This is a genomic window from Pseudomonas sp. GXZC (genome assembly GCF_026967615.1).
GTDB lineage: Bacteria > Pseudomonadota > Gammaproteobacteria > Pseudomonadales > Pseudomonadaceae > Aquipseudomonas > Aquipseudomonas azotoformans_A.
On record NZ_CP114115.1, the window covers coordinates 6300401 to 6315758 of the forward strand.

15 protein-coding genes are annotated in these 15358 nt (G+C 61.2%); 6 read left to right on the forward strand and 9 right to left on the reverse strand.

What is annotated here, in order from left to right:
• The first annotated feature begins 92 nt into the window (after positions 1 to 92).
• Positions 93 to 791: an OmpW/AlkL family protein gene (locus OZ428_RS29770; RefSeq protein ID WP_016978527.1), complete on the forward strand. Its 699-nt coding sequence runs from the start codon at positions 93 to 95 to the stop codon at positions 789 to 791.
• A gap of 42 nt (positions 792 to 833) precedes the next feature.
• Here OZ428_RS29770 and OZ428_RS29775 read toward each other — a convergent pair whose 3' ends face one another.
• Positions 834 to 1721 carry a sugar nucleotide-binding protein gene (locus tag OZ428_RS29775; RefSeq protein ID WP_080642437.1) on the reverse strand — a complete coding sequence of 296 codons (888 nt, stop codon included), beginning with the start codon at positions 1719 to 1721 and terminating at the stop codon, positions 834 to 836.
• An 86-nt stretch (positions 1722 to 1807) separates the two neighbouring features.
• Positions 1808 to 3892, reverse strand: a complete 2085-nt coding sequence (locus OZ428_RS29780; RefSeq protein WP_269132135.1) for a mechanosensitive ion channel family protein — start codon at positions 3890 to 3892, stop codon at positions 1808 to 1810.
• A 170-nt stretch (positions 3893 to 4062) separates the two neighbouring features.
• Here OZ428_RS29780 and OZ428_RS29785 point away from each other — a divergent pair, with 170 nt between their 5' ends.
• From OZ428_RS29785 to OZ428_RS29795, 3 genes are read left to right on the forward strand one after another with little or no spacing between them, the layout of a single operon-like run.
• Positions 4063 to 4842 (forward strand): endonuclease/exonuclease/phosphatase family protein, encoded by a 780-nt coding sequence (locus tag OZ428_RS29785; protein WP_038850123.1) that lies wholly within the window; start codon positions 4063 to 4065, stop codon positions 4840 to 4842.
• Positions 4839 to 6101, forward strand: a complete 1263-nt coding sequence (gene clsB / locus OZ428_RS29790; RefSeq protein ID WP_269132136.1) for a cardiolipin synthase ClsB — start codon at positions 4839 to 4841, stop codon at positions 6099 to 6101. Before OZ428_RS29785 ends, clsB begins: the two co-directional genes overlap by 4 nt.
• Positions 6091 to 7038 carry a lysylphosphatidylglycerol synthase domain-containing protein gene (locus OZ428_RS29795; RefSeq protein WP_095013693.1) on the forward strand — a complete coding sequence of 316 codons (948 nt, stop codon included), beginning with the start codon at positions 6091 to 6093 and terminating at the stop codon, positions 7036 to 7038. The genes clsB and OZ428_RS29795 overlap by 11 nt, the downstream gene beginning before the upstream one ends.
• Positions 7039 to 7043: 5 nt before the next feature.
• Here OZ428_RS29795 and OZ428_RS29800 read toward each other — a convergent pair whose 3' ends face one another.
• From OZ428_RS29800 to OZ428_RS29810, 3 genes are all read right to left on the reverse strand, one after another.
• Positions 7044 to 7799 (reverse strand): alpha/beta hydrolase family protein, encoded by a 756-nt coding sequence (locus OZ428_RS29800; RefSeq protein WP_033897979.1) that lies wholly within the window; start codon positions 7797 to 7799, stop codon positions 7044 to 7046.
• Complete coding sequence (locus OZ428_RS29805) at positions 7789 to 8898, reverse strand: DUF3182 family protein (protein ID WP_269132137.1); 1110 nt, start codon at positions 8896 to 8898, stop codon at positions 7789 to 7791. The genes OZ428_RS29800 and OZ428_RS29805 overlap by 11 nt, the downstream gene beginning before the upstream one ends.
• 171 nt (positions 8899 to 9069) lie before the next feature.
• Positions 9070 to 10029 (reverse strand): GlxA family transcriptional regulator, encoded by a 960-nt coding sequence (locus OZ428_RS29810; protein ID WP_269132138.1) that lies wholly within the window; start codon positions 10027 to 10029, stop codon positions 9070 to 9072.
• A 96-nt stretch (positions 10030 to 10125) separates the two neighbouring features.
• On the opposite strand from OZ428_RS29810, the gene OZ428_RS29815 reads away from it, so the two are divergent.
• Positions 10126 to 10686, forward strand: coding sequence for a cysteine hydrolase family protein (locus tag OZ428_RS29815; protein WP_033897983.1), 561 nt, complete (start codon positions 10126 to 10128; stop codon positions 10684 to 10686).
• A 21-nt stretch (positions 10687 to 10707) separates the two neighbouring features.
• Here the strand turns inward: OZ428_RS29815 and tam are convergent, their stop codons facing one another.
• Positions 10708 to 11469, reverse strand: coding sequence for a trans-aconitate 2-methyltransferase (gene tam, locus OZ428_RS29820; protein WP_269132139.1), 762 nt, complete (start codon positions 11467 to 11469; stop codon positions 10708 to 10710).
• A gap of 101 nt (positions 11470 to 11570) precedes the next feature.
• On the opposite strand from tam, the gene OZ428_RS29825 reads away from it, so the two are divergent.
• Positions 11571 to 12479 carry a LysR family transcriptional regulator gene (locus tag OZ428_RS29825; RefSeq protein WP_269132140.1) on the forward strand — a complete coding sequence of 303 codons (909 nt, stop codon included), beginning with the start codon at positions 11571 to 11573 and terminating at the stop codon, positions 12477 to 12479.
• A 19-nt stretch (positions 12480 to 12498) separates the two neighbouring features.
• On the opposite strand, the gene OZ428_RS29830 is transcribed toward OZ428_RS29825, so the two are convergent.
• From OZ428_RS29830 to OZ428_RS29840, 3 genes are all read right to left on the reverse strand, one after another.
• Positions 12499 to 13323, reverse strand: a complete 825-nt coding sequence (locus OZ428_RS29830) for a hypothetical protein (RefSeq protein WP_269132141.1) — start codon at positions 13321 to 13323, stop codon at positions 12499 to 12501.
• A 111-nt stretch (positions 13324 to 13434) separates the two neighbouring features.
• The gene (locus OZ428_RS29835; RefSeq protein WP_017849542.1) at positions 13435 to 13950 is read right to left on the reverse strand and encodes a single-stranded DNA-binding protein; all 516 of its coding nucleotides are present in this window, start codon (positions 13948 to 13950) and stop codon (positions 13435 to 13437) included.
• A gap of 9 nt (positions 13951 to 13959) precedes the next feature.
• Entirely contained in the window at positions 13960 to 15354 is a 1395-nt protein-coding gene (locus tag OZ428_RS29840) for an MFS transporter (protein ID WP_269132143.1), read from the reverse strand.
• Positions 15355 to 15358: the final 4 nt, after the last annotated feature.

The following is a 15358-nucleotide window of genomic DNA, read 5'->3' on the forward strand; positions in this document are numbered from 1 at the left end:
CTGATCGCCCTTTCATTGAGCTGAGTCAAAAGACCGGACGGAACGATCTTTACCATTGGACGTACAACTTTTAAACGTCCTTTGGAGCTCCCATGAACAAGTCTCTGCTCGGCGCGTCCCTCTTCGCGCTCGCCCTCGTCGCCCCCGTTGCACACGCTCACGAAGCGGGCGACATTCTGGTGCGCGCCGGTGCAATCACCGTGAACCCGAAGGCGGACAGCGGCCACGTCAAGGTTGACCAGGGCCCGCTGGCCGGCACCAACCTGGGCGGCAAGGCGACCATGAGCAGCGACACCCAACTGGGCCTGAACTTCGCCTACATGCTGACCAACCACGTCGGTATCGAGCTGCTGGCCGCCACGCCGTTCGAACATGATGTGAAGATCAAGGGCACCGCCCTGAGCCCGGCCAACGGCAAGCTCGGCACCCTGAAACACCTGCCGCCAACCTTGAGCGTCGTGTACTACCCACTCGACAACAAGTCGGCCTTCCAACCGTACGTGGGCGCCGGTATCAACTACACCTGGATCTACGACGAACACGTCGGCAGCCGTGCCCAGGGCGCAGGCTTCAGCAACTTCAAGGCTGAAAACTCCTGGGGCTGGGCCGCACAGATCGGCGCGGACTACATGATCAACGACAAGTGGATGATCAACGCCCAGGCGCGCTACATCGACATCAGCACCAAGGCCACCGTGGAAAACAACGGCGTGGCACCGGGCACTCGCGCCAAGGTGAACGTTGATGTGGACCCGATGGTTTACATGGTGGGTATTGGCTACAAGTTCTAAAACCGCCGCACAAAAAAAGGCGCCTGTTTCAGGCGCCTTTTTTTATTGGCCGTGGCGGTAAAACCGATCCAGCAACGCCGGCAACCCCGCCCGCCATGCCCGTGGCTTGATGCCAAAGGTGTGGAGGATTTTCTTGCAGGCGAGCACCGCGTGTTGCGGTTCTTCGCTCGCATCCGGCCGGGCAGCGTGAGCCTGGGCGGTGGGGGACTCGATCGCAAGCGGGTGAAAGTTGCGCGCTTCGGTGAGGATCGCCTGGCCCAGCGCCAACGGCGTGGTCGCCTCTTGGCCAGCGTAGTGATAGGTGCCCCACAGCGGCGCCGCACAATCGAGCTGCTTGAGCACCGAGATGATCACCCGCGCCGCATCATCCACCGGCGTCGGGTTGCCGCGACGGTCGTCCGCCATCAGCAATTCATCCGGTTTCTCGGCCCGAGCCAAAAAGCGCCCGAGGGTGCCGTCGACACTGTCATCCAGCAGCCAGCCAAACCGCAGCAACACATGTTGCGGGCAAGTGGCGCGCACACTCTGCTCGATGCGCCACAACGCCTGGCCGCGCAGGCCCAGGGGCACCGGCTCGTCTTTTTCGCTGTAGGCGGTGGCGCGGGAGCCATCGAACACCCGGTAGCTGGACGGTTGCAGCAGGGTGATGTTGTGGTGCTGGCACAGCTCGGCCAGGCGTTCGATGGCAAATTCCTGGGCAGCCAGGCGGGTTTCGCTGACCGCTTCGGCCTGGAACCAGTCGAAATAGTAGGCGAGGTTGATCAACGCATCGGGACGGGTGTCGTCGAGCAATTGGGTGAGGCTCGCGGCATCCCAGCCGTCTTGGGGCGGTTTGGGTGCGAGGAAACCGATGTCTTCCTCTGCACCGAGGCGAATCAGCGCCTGCCCGAGGGCATTCCCGCCGCCCAGTAACATAAGGCGCATTCGCATAGATTGAGCAGGCCCGGTCTGTTTGGAACGAAGGTTTTCTGGTCTTGGCCAGAATCGTTGCATTTTGCGGGTTTGTAGCGCAACCGTCACGGATTAACTATCTTCGCGCCAGCCTCCGTCGGTTCATGCTCAAGGGCCGTCCGCGCCGGCACCATGACCTGCTGTGGATAAGTCTGCGCGAAATGCACCTCGTCACAGTTATCCACAAGCTTTTTCAGGCGCTGGTTGAACGCACGGCTCACCGCATATTGCCCGCCCGACACTGTGCGGAACTGCGCGGTGAGCACCACGCCGTTGAGGTCCATCTTGTCGACGCCGAAGACTTCCAGCGGGCCTTGCAGGTTGTATTTGAGGAACACGTCATCCCGAATCGACTGCCCCGCCTCGCGGATCAACTCCACCGCCTTGTCCACGTCCGTGTCGTAGGTGAACTGCACCGAGAAGAACGCATAGGCAAATTGCCGCGACTGGTTGGTGACCGCCTTGATCTGCCCGAACGGCACCGAGTGCACGAACCCCTTGCCATCGCGCAGGCGCAGGGTGCGGATGGTCAGGCCTTCGACGGTGCCGGCGTGGCCGGAGTCGAGTACCACCCAGTCGCCGATGGATAGCGTGTCTTCGATGATGATGAACAGCCCGGTGATCACATCTTGCACCAACTGCTGCGAGCCAAAACCAATGGCCAGGCCGACCACCCCGGCACCGGCCAGCAGCGGCGCGACGTTGATCCCGAGGTTGGCCATGGTGGTGATCGCGCAGATCACCACCAGGATAATCTTCACCGCATTGCGCAGCAGCGGCAGGATGGTTTTCACCCGCGTGCTCGGTTGGCGACTGGAGCGCTTGTTGACCGGCGGTTTCAACGCTTCCTGGATCGCCGTGTCGAGCACCACCCAGAACAGCCAGGTCATCAGCAGGATCAAGCCGATGCTGCTGAGGGAATCACTGATCGCCCGGCCCACCGAGTTGCGCTGGGCGAATTCGAACAGTGACACGCCCCAGATGCGTCCAAGGATTTCGATAAACGCGATGGCCATGACAATGCGCAGGATCGCATGCAACAGGCTGAGGAAGCGTTCCTTGTACGCGCTGCTGCGCTGGATCGCCACTTGGCTGCGGGACTTGAACAGGTGTTGCAGCACCGTGCTGAGGAACACCGTGCCGATCAGCAGGATCGTGGTGAACAACGCACAGCGCAAGACCTTCTGGTTGTCGTCACCGGCGCCGATCAGGTTGATCGCCGACACCAGCACCATCAACAGGATCGGCCAATACCACAGGCCGGAAAATATCCGCAGCGATTGTTGCAGCGCCGGATGTTTAAGGCGTTGAGCCAACGGCCGGTTGCGGATCAGGTGGGCGACCGGGCGGCGCAGGCGAACCACCAGCATGCCGAAAATCACCGCCGCAAACAGCCCGGTAAACACCGCGATGCTGCTGGTGATATTGCCACCGAGCTGGCGGGCGATCTGTGGGCTGGTCAACGCGTCGCTGAGGGCGGCGAGGAAGCCGATCAGGAACAACGGCTTGGGGCAGTAGCTGCGAATGATCCGAACCGCCGGGCGCTTGTGCCCGACATTGAACATGACAATCACGCACAACAGCATCGAGGTGGAAAAGATGCCGCTACTGGTGGCGTAGGCAAAGCACAGCGCCAGCGCGCGACCTACAGAGGTGGGCAGAAAGTGACTGACATAAAGCGTCAGCGGCAGACAGACAAGCGCGGGAATCGTGTAGGGAATCACATACCCGAGTACCGCCAGCAAGCGTCCGCGCCGTTCGAAGAAGGCACGGCGGCCCAGGCGCTGTACGATAAATCGCCCCAACAACGTCAGCGCCACAAAAGCGCCTACCCACACGCCGGACAGCAGCAGGAAATCCCCCGCCACGCTCCAGGGTGAGCGCGCAGCGGTCTGGTTGACCAGCCGCCCAACCTCGTCGGCCGCTCGGTCCGCGCGCAGGCGCCACTCATCGATCAGGTTCTGATTGAGGTCGAGCTTTTGCTGTACGTCGTCGATGCTGGAACTGATCGCCCCCAGCAGCCCGCCCTCCACCAGCAGTTCCGGCTTGGCCGGCGCTTCAGGTTCCGGCGCGGTGGCCGCCGCTTGCAGCGCGCCACTGCCGCAAAACAGCAGCGCGCCGAGCAGTAATGCAGTCTTGAGATTCAGCAAAACACCGAGCTCCTTCAGAAGGGTCTGTAAGGAACTGACGGGTTTGCGCTTTGATCGTTCCCCTTCAGCGGCATCTTTATGCCGTCTGTAGGACGCTGGAAACTTTCCGTCAAAAATCACAGTCAGCCATAAACGGGGGCCAAGCCCCCACTTCTTTCACAGGAGCAATCATGGCTGCGATCCCCGACTGGGTGCCCATCACCCCCAGCGTCGCCATCACTCGCTTCACGGTGCTGACGGTCAATATCCACAAGGGCTTTACCGCCCTGAATCGACGTTTCATCCTGCCCGAACTGCGCGAAGCGGTGCGCAGTGTGGGCGCCGACATGGTGTTCCTGCAGGAAATCCATGGCACCCACGAGCGCCATCCACAGCGCTTCAGCGACTGGCCGAACATGCCGCAATACGAATTCCTTGCCGACAGCATCTGGCCGCAGTTCGCTTATGGCCGCAACGCGGTCTACCCCCATGGCGACCATGGCAACGCGCTGCTGTCGAAATTCCAGATCGTGCGCTACGACAATCTCGATATCTCCCAAAGCGGCCATGAAAACCGGGGTCTGCTGCATTGCGTGCTGCGCCTGCCAGGCACTGGCCAGGAGATCCATGCGATCTGCATCCACCTGGGCTTGCGCGAAGTGCACCGCCAGCAGCAATTGCGCCTGATCGAACAGCGCATCAGCGAGATTCCGGCCGACGCCCCGCTGATCGTGGCCGGTGATTTCAACGATTGGCGCCAAAAGGCCGACCTGAGCAAGGCGGGTTTGAAGGAAGTGTTTATTGAATCCATGGGTAAACCCGCGCGTACTTTTCCGGCGCGTTTGCCCTTACTGCCGCTGGACCGGATTTATGTGCGCAATCTGAAAGTGCATAACCCTCGCGTGCTGACCACGCGGCCGTGGTCTCACTTGTCTGACCATGTGCCGCTGTCGGTGGAGGTCGAGCTATGAACGTGGCCGTGGAACATATCTCCACCGAACAGCCGCCGGACGAAGCCAAGGCCCGCGACCTGGATTACGGCTGGCAGAGTGGTAACCAGGTCCAATTGCTGGAGAACGGCGAGGCGTATTTTCCCAAGGTGTTCGAAGCCCTGCGCGCGGCCCGACGGGAGATTCTGCTGGAGACATTCATTCTTTTCGAAGACAAGGTAGGCCATGAACTGCACGGCATCCTGATCGAGGCCGCGCAGCGTGGGGTGAAGGTGGTGGCAAGCCTGGACGGTTTTGGTTGCGGCGAACTGAGCCCGTCGTTTCTGGGCGAACTGGCGGACGCCGGAGTGACGGTGCAGATGTTTGACCCGGCGTCCAAGACCCTGGGTTTTCGCACCAACTGGTTTCGTCGCCTGCACCGCAAGATTGTGGTGGTGGATGCAGAAGTGGCGTTTATCGGAGGGATCAACTTTTCTGCCGACCACTTGGGCGATTTCGGCCCCGAAGCCAAGCAGGATTACGCGGTGCAGGTGGTGGGCCCGGCGGTGGCGGACCTGCATCATTTCGCCCTGGCGCAAAGTGGTCGCCAGGTGCGCACGCGACGTGGCTGGCGGCGGCGCCAGCAACGGCCTTCGTTGTGGTCCACCGACCAGGGCGAAGGCCTGGTGCGCCTGATTTACCGCGACAACGTGCAGCATCGCGATGACATTGAAGAGGCGTACATCCACGCGCTGAGCAAGGCGCAACAGCGCGTGGTGATCGCCAACGCCTACTTCTTCCCCGGCTACCGCCTGCTGCGGGAAATCCGCAATGCCGCGCGGCGTGGTGTGCAGGTGCAACTGATCATGCAGGGCCAGCCCGATGTGCTGCTGGCCAAGCTCGCGGCGCGGATGCTCTACGACTATTTGCTCAAGGACGGCGTGGTCATCCACGAATATTGCCAGCGCCCGCTGCACGGCAAGGTGGCGTTGGTGGATGATGAATGGAGCACCGTGGGGTCGAGCAATCTGGACCCGTTGAGCCTGTCGCTGAACCTGGAAGCCAACGTGTTGATTCGTGACCGCGCGTTCAATCAACAACTGTTCGAACGCCTGGAAACACTTGCCCACAATCATTGCCAGACCATGCCGGAAAACCGCAAGCCGCGCCTGTGGCTCTGGCGATTGACGGTGGGCTTCCTGGTGTTTCATGTGATGCGCCACTTCCCGGCCTTGACGGGATGGCTACCGGCACACAAGCCACGGTTGAAACCCATCGAGAGCCAGGCCAATGACCGCTGAATCCCGGTTCAAACGCTGGAAGAAACCGCTGACCATCGCCTTTTTCCTGGTGTTGATCGTGCTGTTCACCCTGCTCGCGCGGCGCATCGATTGGAGCGAGGTAGTGCAGACCCTGGGCGACTTCAAGGTGCGCACCCTGGTGATCGCCGGCGCACTGACTCTGTGCAGCTTTTTGGTGTACGCCAGCTTCGATTTGATCGGCCGCACCTACATTCGCCAGAACCTGGTGTGGAAGCAGATCCTACCCGTGGGCATCATCAGCTACGCGTTCAACCTCAACCTGAGCGCGTGGGTCGGCGGCATCGCCATGCGTTATCGCCTGTATTCGCGCTTGGGCGTGAGCACCGGCAATATCGCCAAGATCCTCGGCCTGAGCCTGGCCACCAATTGGTTTGGCTACATGGCGATCGCCGGGGTGGTGTTCAGCAGCGGTCTGGTGACCATGCCGCCGGGGTGGAAGGTCAGCACCACGGCCTTGCAAGGCATTGGTGCGTTGTTGGTACTGGCCAGCCTCGGCTATCTGGTGGCCTGCCAGTTTTCGAAAAAGCGTGCGTGGACGATTCGCGGCATGGAAATCAACCTGCCGTCCGTGCGTATGGCGTGCCTGCAATTGCTGCTCGGCGCATTGAATTGGTCGCTGATGGCGGCGGTGATCTTCACCTTATTGCCGGCCAAGCTGGATTATCCGCTGGTGCTGGGTGTGTTGCTGATCAGCGCGATTGCCGGAGTGCTCACCCATATTCCGGCCGGGCTGGGCGTGCTGGAAGCGGTGTTTATTGCACTGTTGCAGCATGAGGCGTCGCGGGGCAGCTTGCTTGCTGGGTTGATCGCGTATCGGGCGATTTACTTCATCTTGCCGCTGCTGATCGCGCTGGTGATGTACCTCGGCGTGGAGGCCAAGGCGAAGGCGTTGCGGGTGAAGAAAACACCCGCTTGAACGCTTTACTGGGACTGAATGATGCTCAACCGTTCGCCCACCACCATCTCGGTGATCCAGTCCACCAGGATTGAGGTGTAGGCCTGTTGGGACACCGGATCGCTGAGGGAATGGTCGGCACCGTCGATGATGCGATGGGTCAGTGAGTGGGTCTGCTGGCACGCCGCACGGTAGCTCATGATGGTGGCGTGGGGCACGTGGTCATCGGTTTCCGATTCGACGATCAACACATCACCGGTAAACGCCGAACACGCGTGCAAGGCGCGATTGGTTTCGGCGTGGACCAAGGTGCTGCGGTAATCCATCAGGTCGGCCTTATCCAGATCACGCTTGGGTTTGAGCCATTCCTGATCGCGGTACAACGCCGGTACGCGCAGCGCCAGCCAGCGCACCGGGCGCAACGAGGTGAGAATCGCCGCAAGGTAGCCGCCGTAACTGGTGCCCACCACCGCCACCGCCGAGGTGTCGATGGCCGGGTGCGACAGCAGACGGTCATAGGCCGCCAGCAGGTCGCGCAGGTTGTCTTCGCGGGTGACGCGGGACAATGGAATGCCCGTGCCGGCGTGCCCGCGCAGGTCGAAGGTCAGGCACACGCAACCCAAGCCGGCGATGCCTTTGGCGCGTTCCAGGTCGCGCTCCTGGCTGCCGCCCCAACCGTGCACAAACAACACGCCGGGGACTTTGGATTTAGGGCTGAGGAAGGTGCCGCTCATCTGTTCGTCGTCGATATCGATCGCAATGCTTTCGCTTTTAGCCGTCATAAGCCTTAACCGTCACGTACTTGAGAAGAAACTCGCTGTTTTCCGCCGGGCCACGATATACCTCGATGGCATTGGCTGGCAGCGGTTGGTCCACGTAGGTTTCCACCGAGGACACATGGATCGCACGCAGGCCAGGGTTGTTGATAAAACTTTGCAGCGCCGCGACTTCCGCGCTGCTCGCCCCGCCCATGCGCCAGGATTGTTCGAGTACACCGCTGCGGCGTTGGCCATTATTGTCCAGGCCCTGAGCGATGTCGTAGTTGCGCCGTGATGCGTAGAAACCGGGGTAGGCCTCATCGGCGGCCGCATCGAAGACCTGGGCTTGTTCGATGGCTTCGCGTACGTCGTCGGGCAGTTCGAGTTGCAACAGGTCGTCGTAGTCACCGGGCACCACCAGCAGTTTGGAGCCGCCGTAGACCTCTTCGCCCTGCCCGTCTTTCGTCAGGTATTGCTCGCCGCAGTAGCTGAACACGTGATCGCCGATAAAGCTTTGGCCAACGCTGTGGGTGACCACATCGTGCAGGTCCTGCTCCAGCACCACCCCTTCGTTGAAGAGTTTCGCGGCATCCGGTCGCGCCAGTACCCCTTCGAATTCATCCAGGCTGTGGATAACTTCCTGGCCTCGACCCGCGCAGGCGTGCACGGGTTTCAAGCGGATGGGGCCGCTGTAGAGCAAGCGGGTGGCGGCGGGCCGTGCGTCTTCCAGTGCGAAGACGCTCAGACCGTCCAGCACGACTTTTCGTACACGCTCGCAAAACAATGCCGACCAACCTTGCGGCGCTTTGGCTTCAGGGCCGAGCAAGCCATGACTGATGGCTTTGGTGCAGATGAAGTCGTGGTCGACATAACCGCCCCACAAATCCTCTGGCCCCTTGATATTCAGCGCTCGGGCCTGGGCCGGGCCGACCAGGGTCTGTGTGGGCAGCAGGTACAACGCCCGCCCCGCGTGCAGATCAGTGTCGTAGCTGCCGCCGAACTTGAGCCCGAGGATCTGCGCCAGCCAGCGCGCCAGAGCGCGGTTGGTTTCGACCTCATGCAGCGGCGCGCCCTCACGTGTGGAGTGAGCAACCACCAGCTTCTTGCGTTGAGTCGGGGTCATGCGTCCCCCTTGGCCATCCCGCCATGTGTGTAGACGGAACGTTGCAGAGATCAGGCCAAGGCGCGTTCGGACGGGATTGCATTCAAATCAATCGGTTGCCGGAAAACCGATGGCAGATGGCCTGTTTTATTCTGCACGACGACCCGATAACGCGGCGGCGTTCTGCACGATTCACACGCCGAAACGGCTGCGATAATCGCTGGGCGTCAGGCCGGTGATCTTCTTGAAGATGGCGCGAAAGGCACTCGGGTCCTGGTAGCCGACGGTCCAGGCGATATGGTCGATGGTGCCGTTGGTGAACTCCAGCATCTGCCGCGCCTTGCCCACCCGCAGATGCTGACAGTACTCGGTGGGCTTCAAACCGGTGGCGGTGCGAAAGCGCCGTAGGAAGGTGCGCTCTTCCAAACCGGCCTCCCGAGCCATCGCCGCCAGGGATACATCCACCGCGCCGCTGGCCTGCAACCCGTGCTGAACCTTGAGGATGGCCGCGTCGCCGTGGCCGAGAATCGGCGCGAAGTTACTGCCGCATTGGCTGGCGCTGTCACTGTGCTCGATCACCAGGAAACGCGCGGTATCGGCCGCGATGCTCGGGCCCATCAGGCGGTCGACCAGGCGCAGGCCGAGTTCGGACCAGGCCATCAAGCCGGCGGTGGTGATCAAGTCGCCGTCATCAACAATGGGTTTATCCGCCTCCAGGCGCACCGCCGGGTAACGGGCGGCGAAGGATTTGGCGGAAGACCAATGCGTTGTGGCACTGCGTCCGTCGAGCAACCCGCTGCGCGCCAGCATGATAGAGCCAATGCATACACCGCCCAGCACAGTACCTGCCGCGTGTTGCTGGCGAATCCACTCCAATAGCGGGGGGGGCGCCTGCTCCTCGGTAAACTCACCAATCGACGGTGGCACCAGCACAGCCATCATCGGTTGCTCGGAGCCAGGATGGCTGCTGAATACGCGCGCCGGTTTGCCGGTAAGATCCACCTGCCAATGGCTGACCCGCAGCAACGGCAATTGCGCGGACTGATGTTCGGCGGCGATGCGGTTGGCCACGCCGAACAGGTCGGTCAAGCCATGCACGGCCGCCAACTGCGCACCTTGGTAGATCAACACGCCCAGCTCGACGACCACCATTGTCAGTTTTCCCCCTGTTATTGTCGGTGCAGCCAATCCCCGGTGAAGGCGCCAGCTAAGATACTGGGCCCATCAACCCATCACGAGGCAACACACATGGCCAAGCAAGCGCTCATCCTAATCGATATCCAGAACGACTACTTCCCTCAGGGCAAGTGGCCACTCGACGGCGTCGACGCCGCGGCAGACAAGGCCGCGCAAGTGCTGCAGGCGTTTCGCCAGGCGGGCGATGCGGTGATTCATGTTCGCCATGAGTTCACCTCCGAGGACGCGCCGTTCTTCACACCGGGCTCCGAGGGTGCGCATCTGCACAGCAAAGTGCTGAACGAAGGCAATGAGCCGGTGGTGCTTAAACACTTTGTGAATGCGTTTCGCGAAACCCGGCTGCGCGAACTGCTGGAGCAACGCAGCATTACCGACCTGGTGGTGGTCGGCAGCATGAGCCATATGTGTATCGACGCTGTGGTGCGGGCGGCGGCGGACCTGGGCTACAAGGTCACGGTGATTCATGACGCGTGTGCCACGCGGGACCTGGAATTCAATGGGCAGGTGATTCCAGCGGCGCAGGTGCATGGGGCGTACATGGCCTCGCTGGCGTTTGGGTATGCGGGTGTGGTGTCGGCGGATGAGTACTTGAAGGCACAAGCGGCGGCTTGACCGCCACTTGGTTCTTTAGCGTTAGCGAGTCGCGATGATGAACAGGCGCGGAAACGGCAGCAACACCGTGCCATCAGCCAAGGCGGGATAGGCCTTAATAATTCGCGCTTGGTATTCCTGTAGGAAAGCGGCTTTTTCGCTGTCGGTCAAAGGCGCGAGGAACGGCCTCAGCGCCGACGCCTTGAACCACTCCACCACCGCCGCGTGATCCGCCAATGGGTGCTGATAGGTGGTGCGCCATACATCGACGGTACTGCAATGTTTGCTCAGCAGTTCGTAGTAGTAGCTCGCGGTGTGGCGCTCGTTATGTTTGACCGCAGCGATCTTGCCCGACCACGGCCCCTCTGCCGCGACTTCGCGGGCAAGCCGGTGGGCGGGCTCATCGAGATTGTCCGGGGTTTGCACCGCCAGCGTGCCACCCGGCGTCAGTTGTTGGACCAGGTGCGGATAAAGCGTGGCGTGATCCGGCAGCCACTGCAGGGATGCATTGGCCAGGATCACATCGAAGGTTCGCGCAGGTTTCCAGTCACCGATATCCGCCAGTTCAAAGTTCAACGCCGGCAGCCGTTTGCGGGCGTCCACCAACATGTCATCGGAGCTGTCCATGCCGGTGACGTGTGCCTGCGGGAAGCGCTCGGCCAGCACTTCGGTGGAGTTGCCGGGGCCGCAGCCCAGGTCGACGGCGTTGCGCACCTCAGTATTCGCAATGGCCGCGACCAGGTCACGGACGGGACGAGTGCGCTGCTGTTCGAACATCGTGTATTGCTTGGCTGACCAGGTCATCACGGCTTTCCTTCTTTTTGAGGTTGGCCACAGCCTAAATCTTGTGAGCCATGAGAACAAATGCCAGGATTGAAGCCCTCCCATACCTGAAAAGTATTCCTATGCTGGAGCTTCGCCAACTCAAGGCCTTCGTTGCCATCGCAGAAGAAGGCTACATCACCCGCGCGGCTGAACGCCTGGGCATGCAACAGCCACCGTTGACGCGGATGTTGCAAAGCCTTGAGGCCGAATTGGGCGTGGTGTTGATGGAGCGCCTGCCCCGTGGCGTTCGCCCCACCACCGCCGGGCTCGCGTTGCTGGATGAGGCGCGGGAAATCCTCGCACAGGCTGAAGGCGTCGCGGATGTAGTCCGCCGTGCCGCACGCGGTGAACGTGGCCGCCTGGCCATCGGCTTTACGAGTTCGGCTGCCTTGCATCCTTTTGTACCGAGTGTGCTGCGGCTGTTTCGCGAAACCTTCGTCGGCGTAACAGTCGTGCTAGAGGAAGCCGGCACCGGCGAGCTGCTGGATGCGTTGGTGCACGAAAAACTCGACGCGGCGTTTATCCGCTCGCCTCTCAGCGGGACACAGTCGCTGCAGGACGAACCCATCCTGGTGGAACCGATGCTGCTGGCGCTGCCCACCGATCATCCGCTGGCGCTTGATGCAAGCTCTCCCCTGCCCTTGAAAGCACTGGCGACCGAATCTTTCGTGCTTTATCGCCGCCGCGTGGGGCTGGGGTTGTATGACGCAATCCTGGTGGCGTGCCGCGAAGCTGGGTTCAGCCCGCAAGTGGTGCAGGAAGCCCCACGCATGACCGCGACATTGAGCCTGGTGGCGGCGGGACTTGGCGTGTCCATCGTGCCGGCGTCGATGCAGCGGTTGCGCGGGGACGGCATCGTGTATCGGGAATTGACGGAGTGCCGCAGCCTGGTGGCACCGCTGCATTTGGCGACGCGGATCGATGACGGTTCGGCGGTGTTACGCCGGTTCAAGGATATGGTGGTGACGGCGGCCGTTGCGGACGCCTGATCACCCCTTGAGCGCCGCGTTATTTCATCCGTGTCAGCGTGCTCATGTAGGGATCGCCATTGAGGATGAAATCCTCACGCAGGCGGCCATTGGGCATCGGCTCAAGGCTGGTCGGGGTCTGCAGCCGGTGTTTGGGAGAGCGGAACATCGCTTCATTGTCCGAATAGGTGTAACGCTGGAAGTGCAGCACATCGCCCACCCAGCGGACGTCGTTATAAAGGTAATGCCAGTTCTGGTCGCTGGGTGTGCTCAGGTAAAAGCCACCGCTGGCATCCCGTGCGATGGTGACCATCAATACATTGTCGGAGCCCCATGTGCCGGCGTAGCGCTCCATGCCCGGATGTTCGGGAATGGCTGGGGCGGCCACGAAATCGCTGGCCGCGTAGGGTCTGATGCGGGCCTGTTCAGCCTTGAGCGCCGGGTAGCGTTCGCAGACTGAGTCTATCGTGTCGACTTTTTCAAAGTCGTACCTGATCGTCATCCCATCGGTCCGGCTGGTGAACTGCATGAACTCAGGGGAGAAGACCAGCACCTTCAGTTCGAGGGTTTTGGACGGCAATATCATGTTGATCACCTGACCATCGTCCGTCACGGAATAGCCCATCACATCGGGCGGACTCTGGCTGGCCTTTACGCAATCGAATGCGTGCAGCACCAGTTGGCCGTCGGGCGTGAAGTCAGCCACCGTCGTTTGCCCTTCGTTCAACGCCTGCATGGCCCAGAGGCCGATAATCTGGCTTTTGTCGTCAGCGAGGGAAGCGGCGGGCTTCGGGCTGGCCTGGAGTGCAGTGCAGCCGGTGAGTAGAACGGTGCTCAATAGGCATGAGAGAAGGCGGTTAGACACAGGTTCGTCCATGAATGTTTGGCACGCGTGCGCGTGCGGGGGTCAACAAAAAGCCCCTGGAGCGAGGCTCAGGGGCTTTTCGGGAAACACTCTACAACTTGGAGCCGTATCCTAGAACGGGATATCGTCATCAAAGCTGTCGAAATCCGCAGCCGGTTGCGGAGCAGCCTGTTGTGGCGCTGGACGCGACTCACGCTGTGGCTGCTGGCTTGGCTGTGGACGGGACTGCTGTGGACGCGGTGCCGAGTTGGACATGCCGCCCTGGCCCTGTTGGTCGCCCTGTGGACGACCGCCCAGCAGTTGCATGGTGCCTTGCATATCGACCACGATTTCGGTGGTGTAACGCTTGATGCCGTCTTTTTCCCACTCGCGGGTCTGCAGCTTGCCTTCGATGTAGACCTGCGAACCTTTGCGCAGGTATTCACCAGCAATCTCAGCGACCTTGCCGAACATCGACACACGGTGCCATTCGGTTTTCTCGACCTTCTGGCCAGTCTGCTTGTCGGTCCACTGTTCGCTGGTCGCCAGACTCAGGTTGGTCACGGCGTTACCGTTAGGCAAGTAGCGAACTTCGGGATCCTGGCCGCACGTACCGACCAATATGACTTTGTTAACCCCACGGGCCATAACGTTCTCCTAGGCTGGGCGCGCTGTCGGCACTGGGTTGACCAGTTGCTCGAGCGTCGCGCGATCCAATAATTCGGTGTCCAATTTGATGTAAATGGCCGCCTCTTCCGCGACCACGACTGCATCTGTTACCCCTACGACTGCCTTGAGGCGCTCTACCAGACCGCTTTCACGGATCGCCTCAGGCGATAGCGGCAAACGCAGACTTGTGACGTAGGGAGGTTCGCGCATGGTAACAGCAAAGGCCAGCCAAAGTGCAGCCAGCCCGGCGCATCCGAGGAAGACAACCGACAAACCGCCATGCTGGAACATCCAGCCCCCCATGATGCCGCCCAGTGCAGAACCGAGGAACTGGCTGGTGGAATACACCCCCATCGCCGTGCCCTTGCCGCCAGCCGGTGAAACTTTACTGATCAGCGAAGGCAATGAAGCCTCCAGCAGGTTGAACGCGGTGAAAAACACCACCGTGCCGATTACCAGCGCCCGCAGGCTGTCGCCGAACTGCCAGAAGAATAGCTCAGTGAGCATCAGCGTCGTGACGGCGCCGAGCAGGATTCGTTTCATTTTGCGTTTTTTCTCGCCATAGATGATGAACGGGATCATGGCGAAGAACGAAATCAACAGTGCAGTGAGGTAGACCCACCAGTGCTGTTCCTTGGGCAGGCCGGCTTTTTCCACCAAGGCCAGGGGCAAGGCGACGAAGCTGCACATCAGCATCGCGTGTAATACGAAGATACCTAAATCCAGGCGCAGCAGATCCGGATGCTTGAGCGTCGGCAAGAGCGCCTTGCGTGCGACGCCCGACTCGCGATGCTGCAATGTGCCGGTGGAGCGCGGCACCATGAAGGCCACGATCACGATGCCGAACAGCGCCATGCCGCCGGTGGCGAGGAACAGTCCATGCAAGCCGAACGCACGGGTCAGCAAGGGACCGACCACCATGGCCACTGCAAACGACAGGCCGATAGTCATGCCGATCATGGCCATGGCCTTGGTGCGGTGTTGTTCGCGGGTCAGGTCCGACAGCAAGGCCATCACCGCCGCGGAAATCGCGCCGGCGCCTTGTAGGATACGTCCGGCAATCACGCCCCAGATGGAATCGGACTGAGCCGCGAGCACACTGCCGAGGGCGAACACGACCAGCCCGAGGTAGATGACCGGGCGGCGGCCAATACGGTCGGAAATGATCCCGAAGGGAATCTGGAAAATCGCCTGGGTCAGGCCATAGGCACCAATGGCCAGGCCGATCAATGCGGGGGTCGCGCCTGCGAGATCCATCCCATAGGTCGCCAGCACCGGCAACACCATAAACATGCCCAGCATACGGAAGGCGAACACCAGGGCCAGACCGCTTGCCGCTCGGGTCTCGCCGCTACTCATGCGTTCGCTGTGGGGATCGTGCATGGAA

Coding starts and splice junctions, on each gene's coding strand:
- OZ428_RS29770 (WP_016978527.1), top strand. CDS start 93: ATGAACAAGTCTCTGCTCGGCGCGTCCCTCTTCGCGCTCGCCCTCGTC.
- OZ428_RS29775 (WP_080642437.1), bottom strand. CDS start 1,721: ATGCGAATGCGCCTTATGTTACTGGGCGGCGGGAATGCCCTCGGGCAG.
- OZ428_RS29785 (WP_038850123.1), top strand. CDS start 4,063: ATGGCTGCGATCCCCGACTGGGTGCCCATCACCCCCAGCGTCGCCATC.
- clsB (WP_269132136.1), top strand. CDS start 4,839: ATGAACGTGGCCGTGGAACATATCTCCACCGAACAGCCGCCGGACGAA.
- OZ428_RS29795 (WP_095013693.1), top strand. CDS start 6,091: ATGACCGCTGAATCCCGGTTCAAACGCTGGAAGAAACCGCTGACCATC.
- OZ428_RS29800 (WP_033897979.1), bottom strand. CDS start 7,799: ATGACGGCTAAAAGCGAAAGCATTGCGATCGATATCGACGACGAACAG.
- OZ428_RS29805 (WP_269132137.1), bottom strand. CDS start 8,898: ATGACCCCGACTCAACGCAAGAAGCTGGTGGTTGCTCACTCCACACGT.
- OZ428_RS29810 (WP_269132138.1), bottom strand. CDS start 10,029: ATGGTGGTCGTCGAGCTGGGCGTGTTGATCTACCAAGGTGCGCAGTTG.
- OZ428_RS29815 (WP_033897983.1), top strand. CDS start 10,126: ATGGCCAAGCAAGCGCTCATCCTAATCGATATCCAGAACGACTACTTC.
- tam (WP_269132139.1), bottom strand. CDS start 11,469: ATGACCTGGTCAGCCAAGCAATACACGATGTTCGAACAGCAGCGCACT.
- OZ428_RS29825 (WP_269132140.1), top strand. CDS start 11,571: ATGCTGGAGCTTCGCCAACTCAAGGCCTTCGTTGCCATCGCAGAAGAA.
- OZ428_RS29835 (WP_017849542.1), bottom strand. CDS start 13,950: ATGGCCCGTGGGGTTAACAAAGTCATATTGGTCGGTACGTGCGGCCAG.
- OZ428_RS29840 (WP_269132143.1), bottom strand. CDS start 15,354: ATGCACGATCCCCACAGCGAACGCATGAGTAGCGGCGAGACCCGAGCG.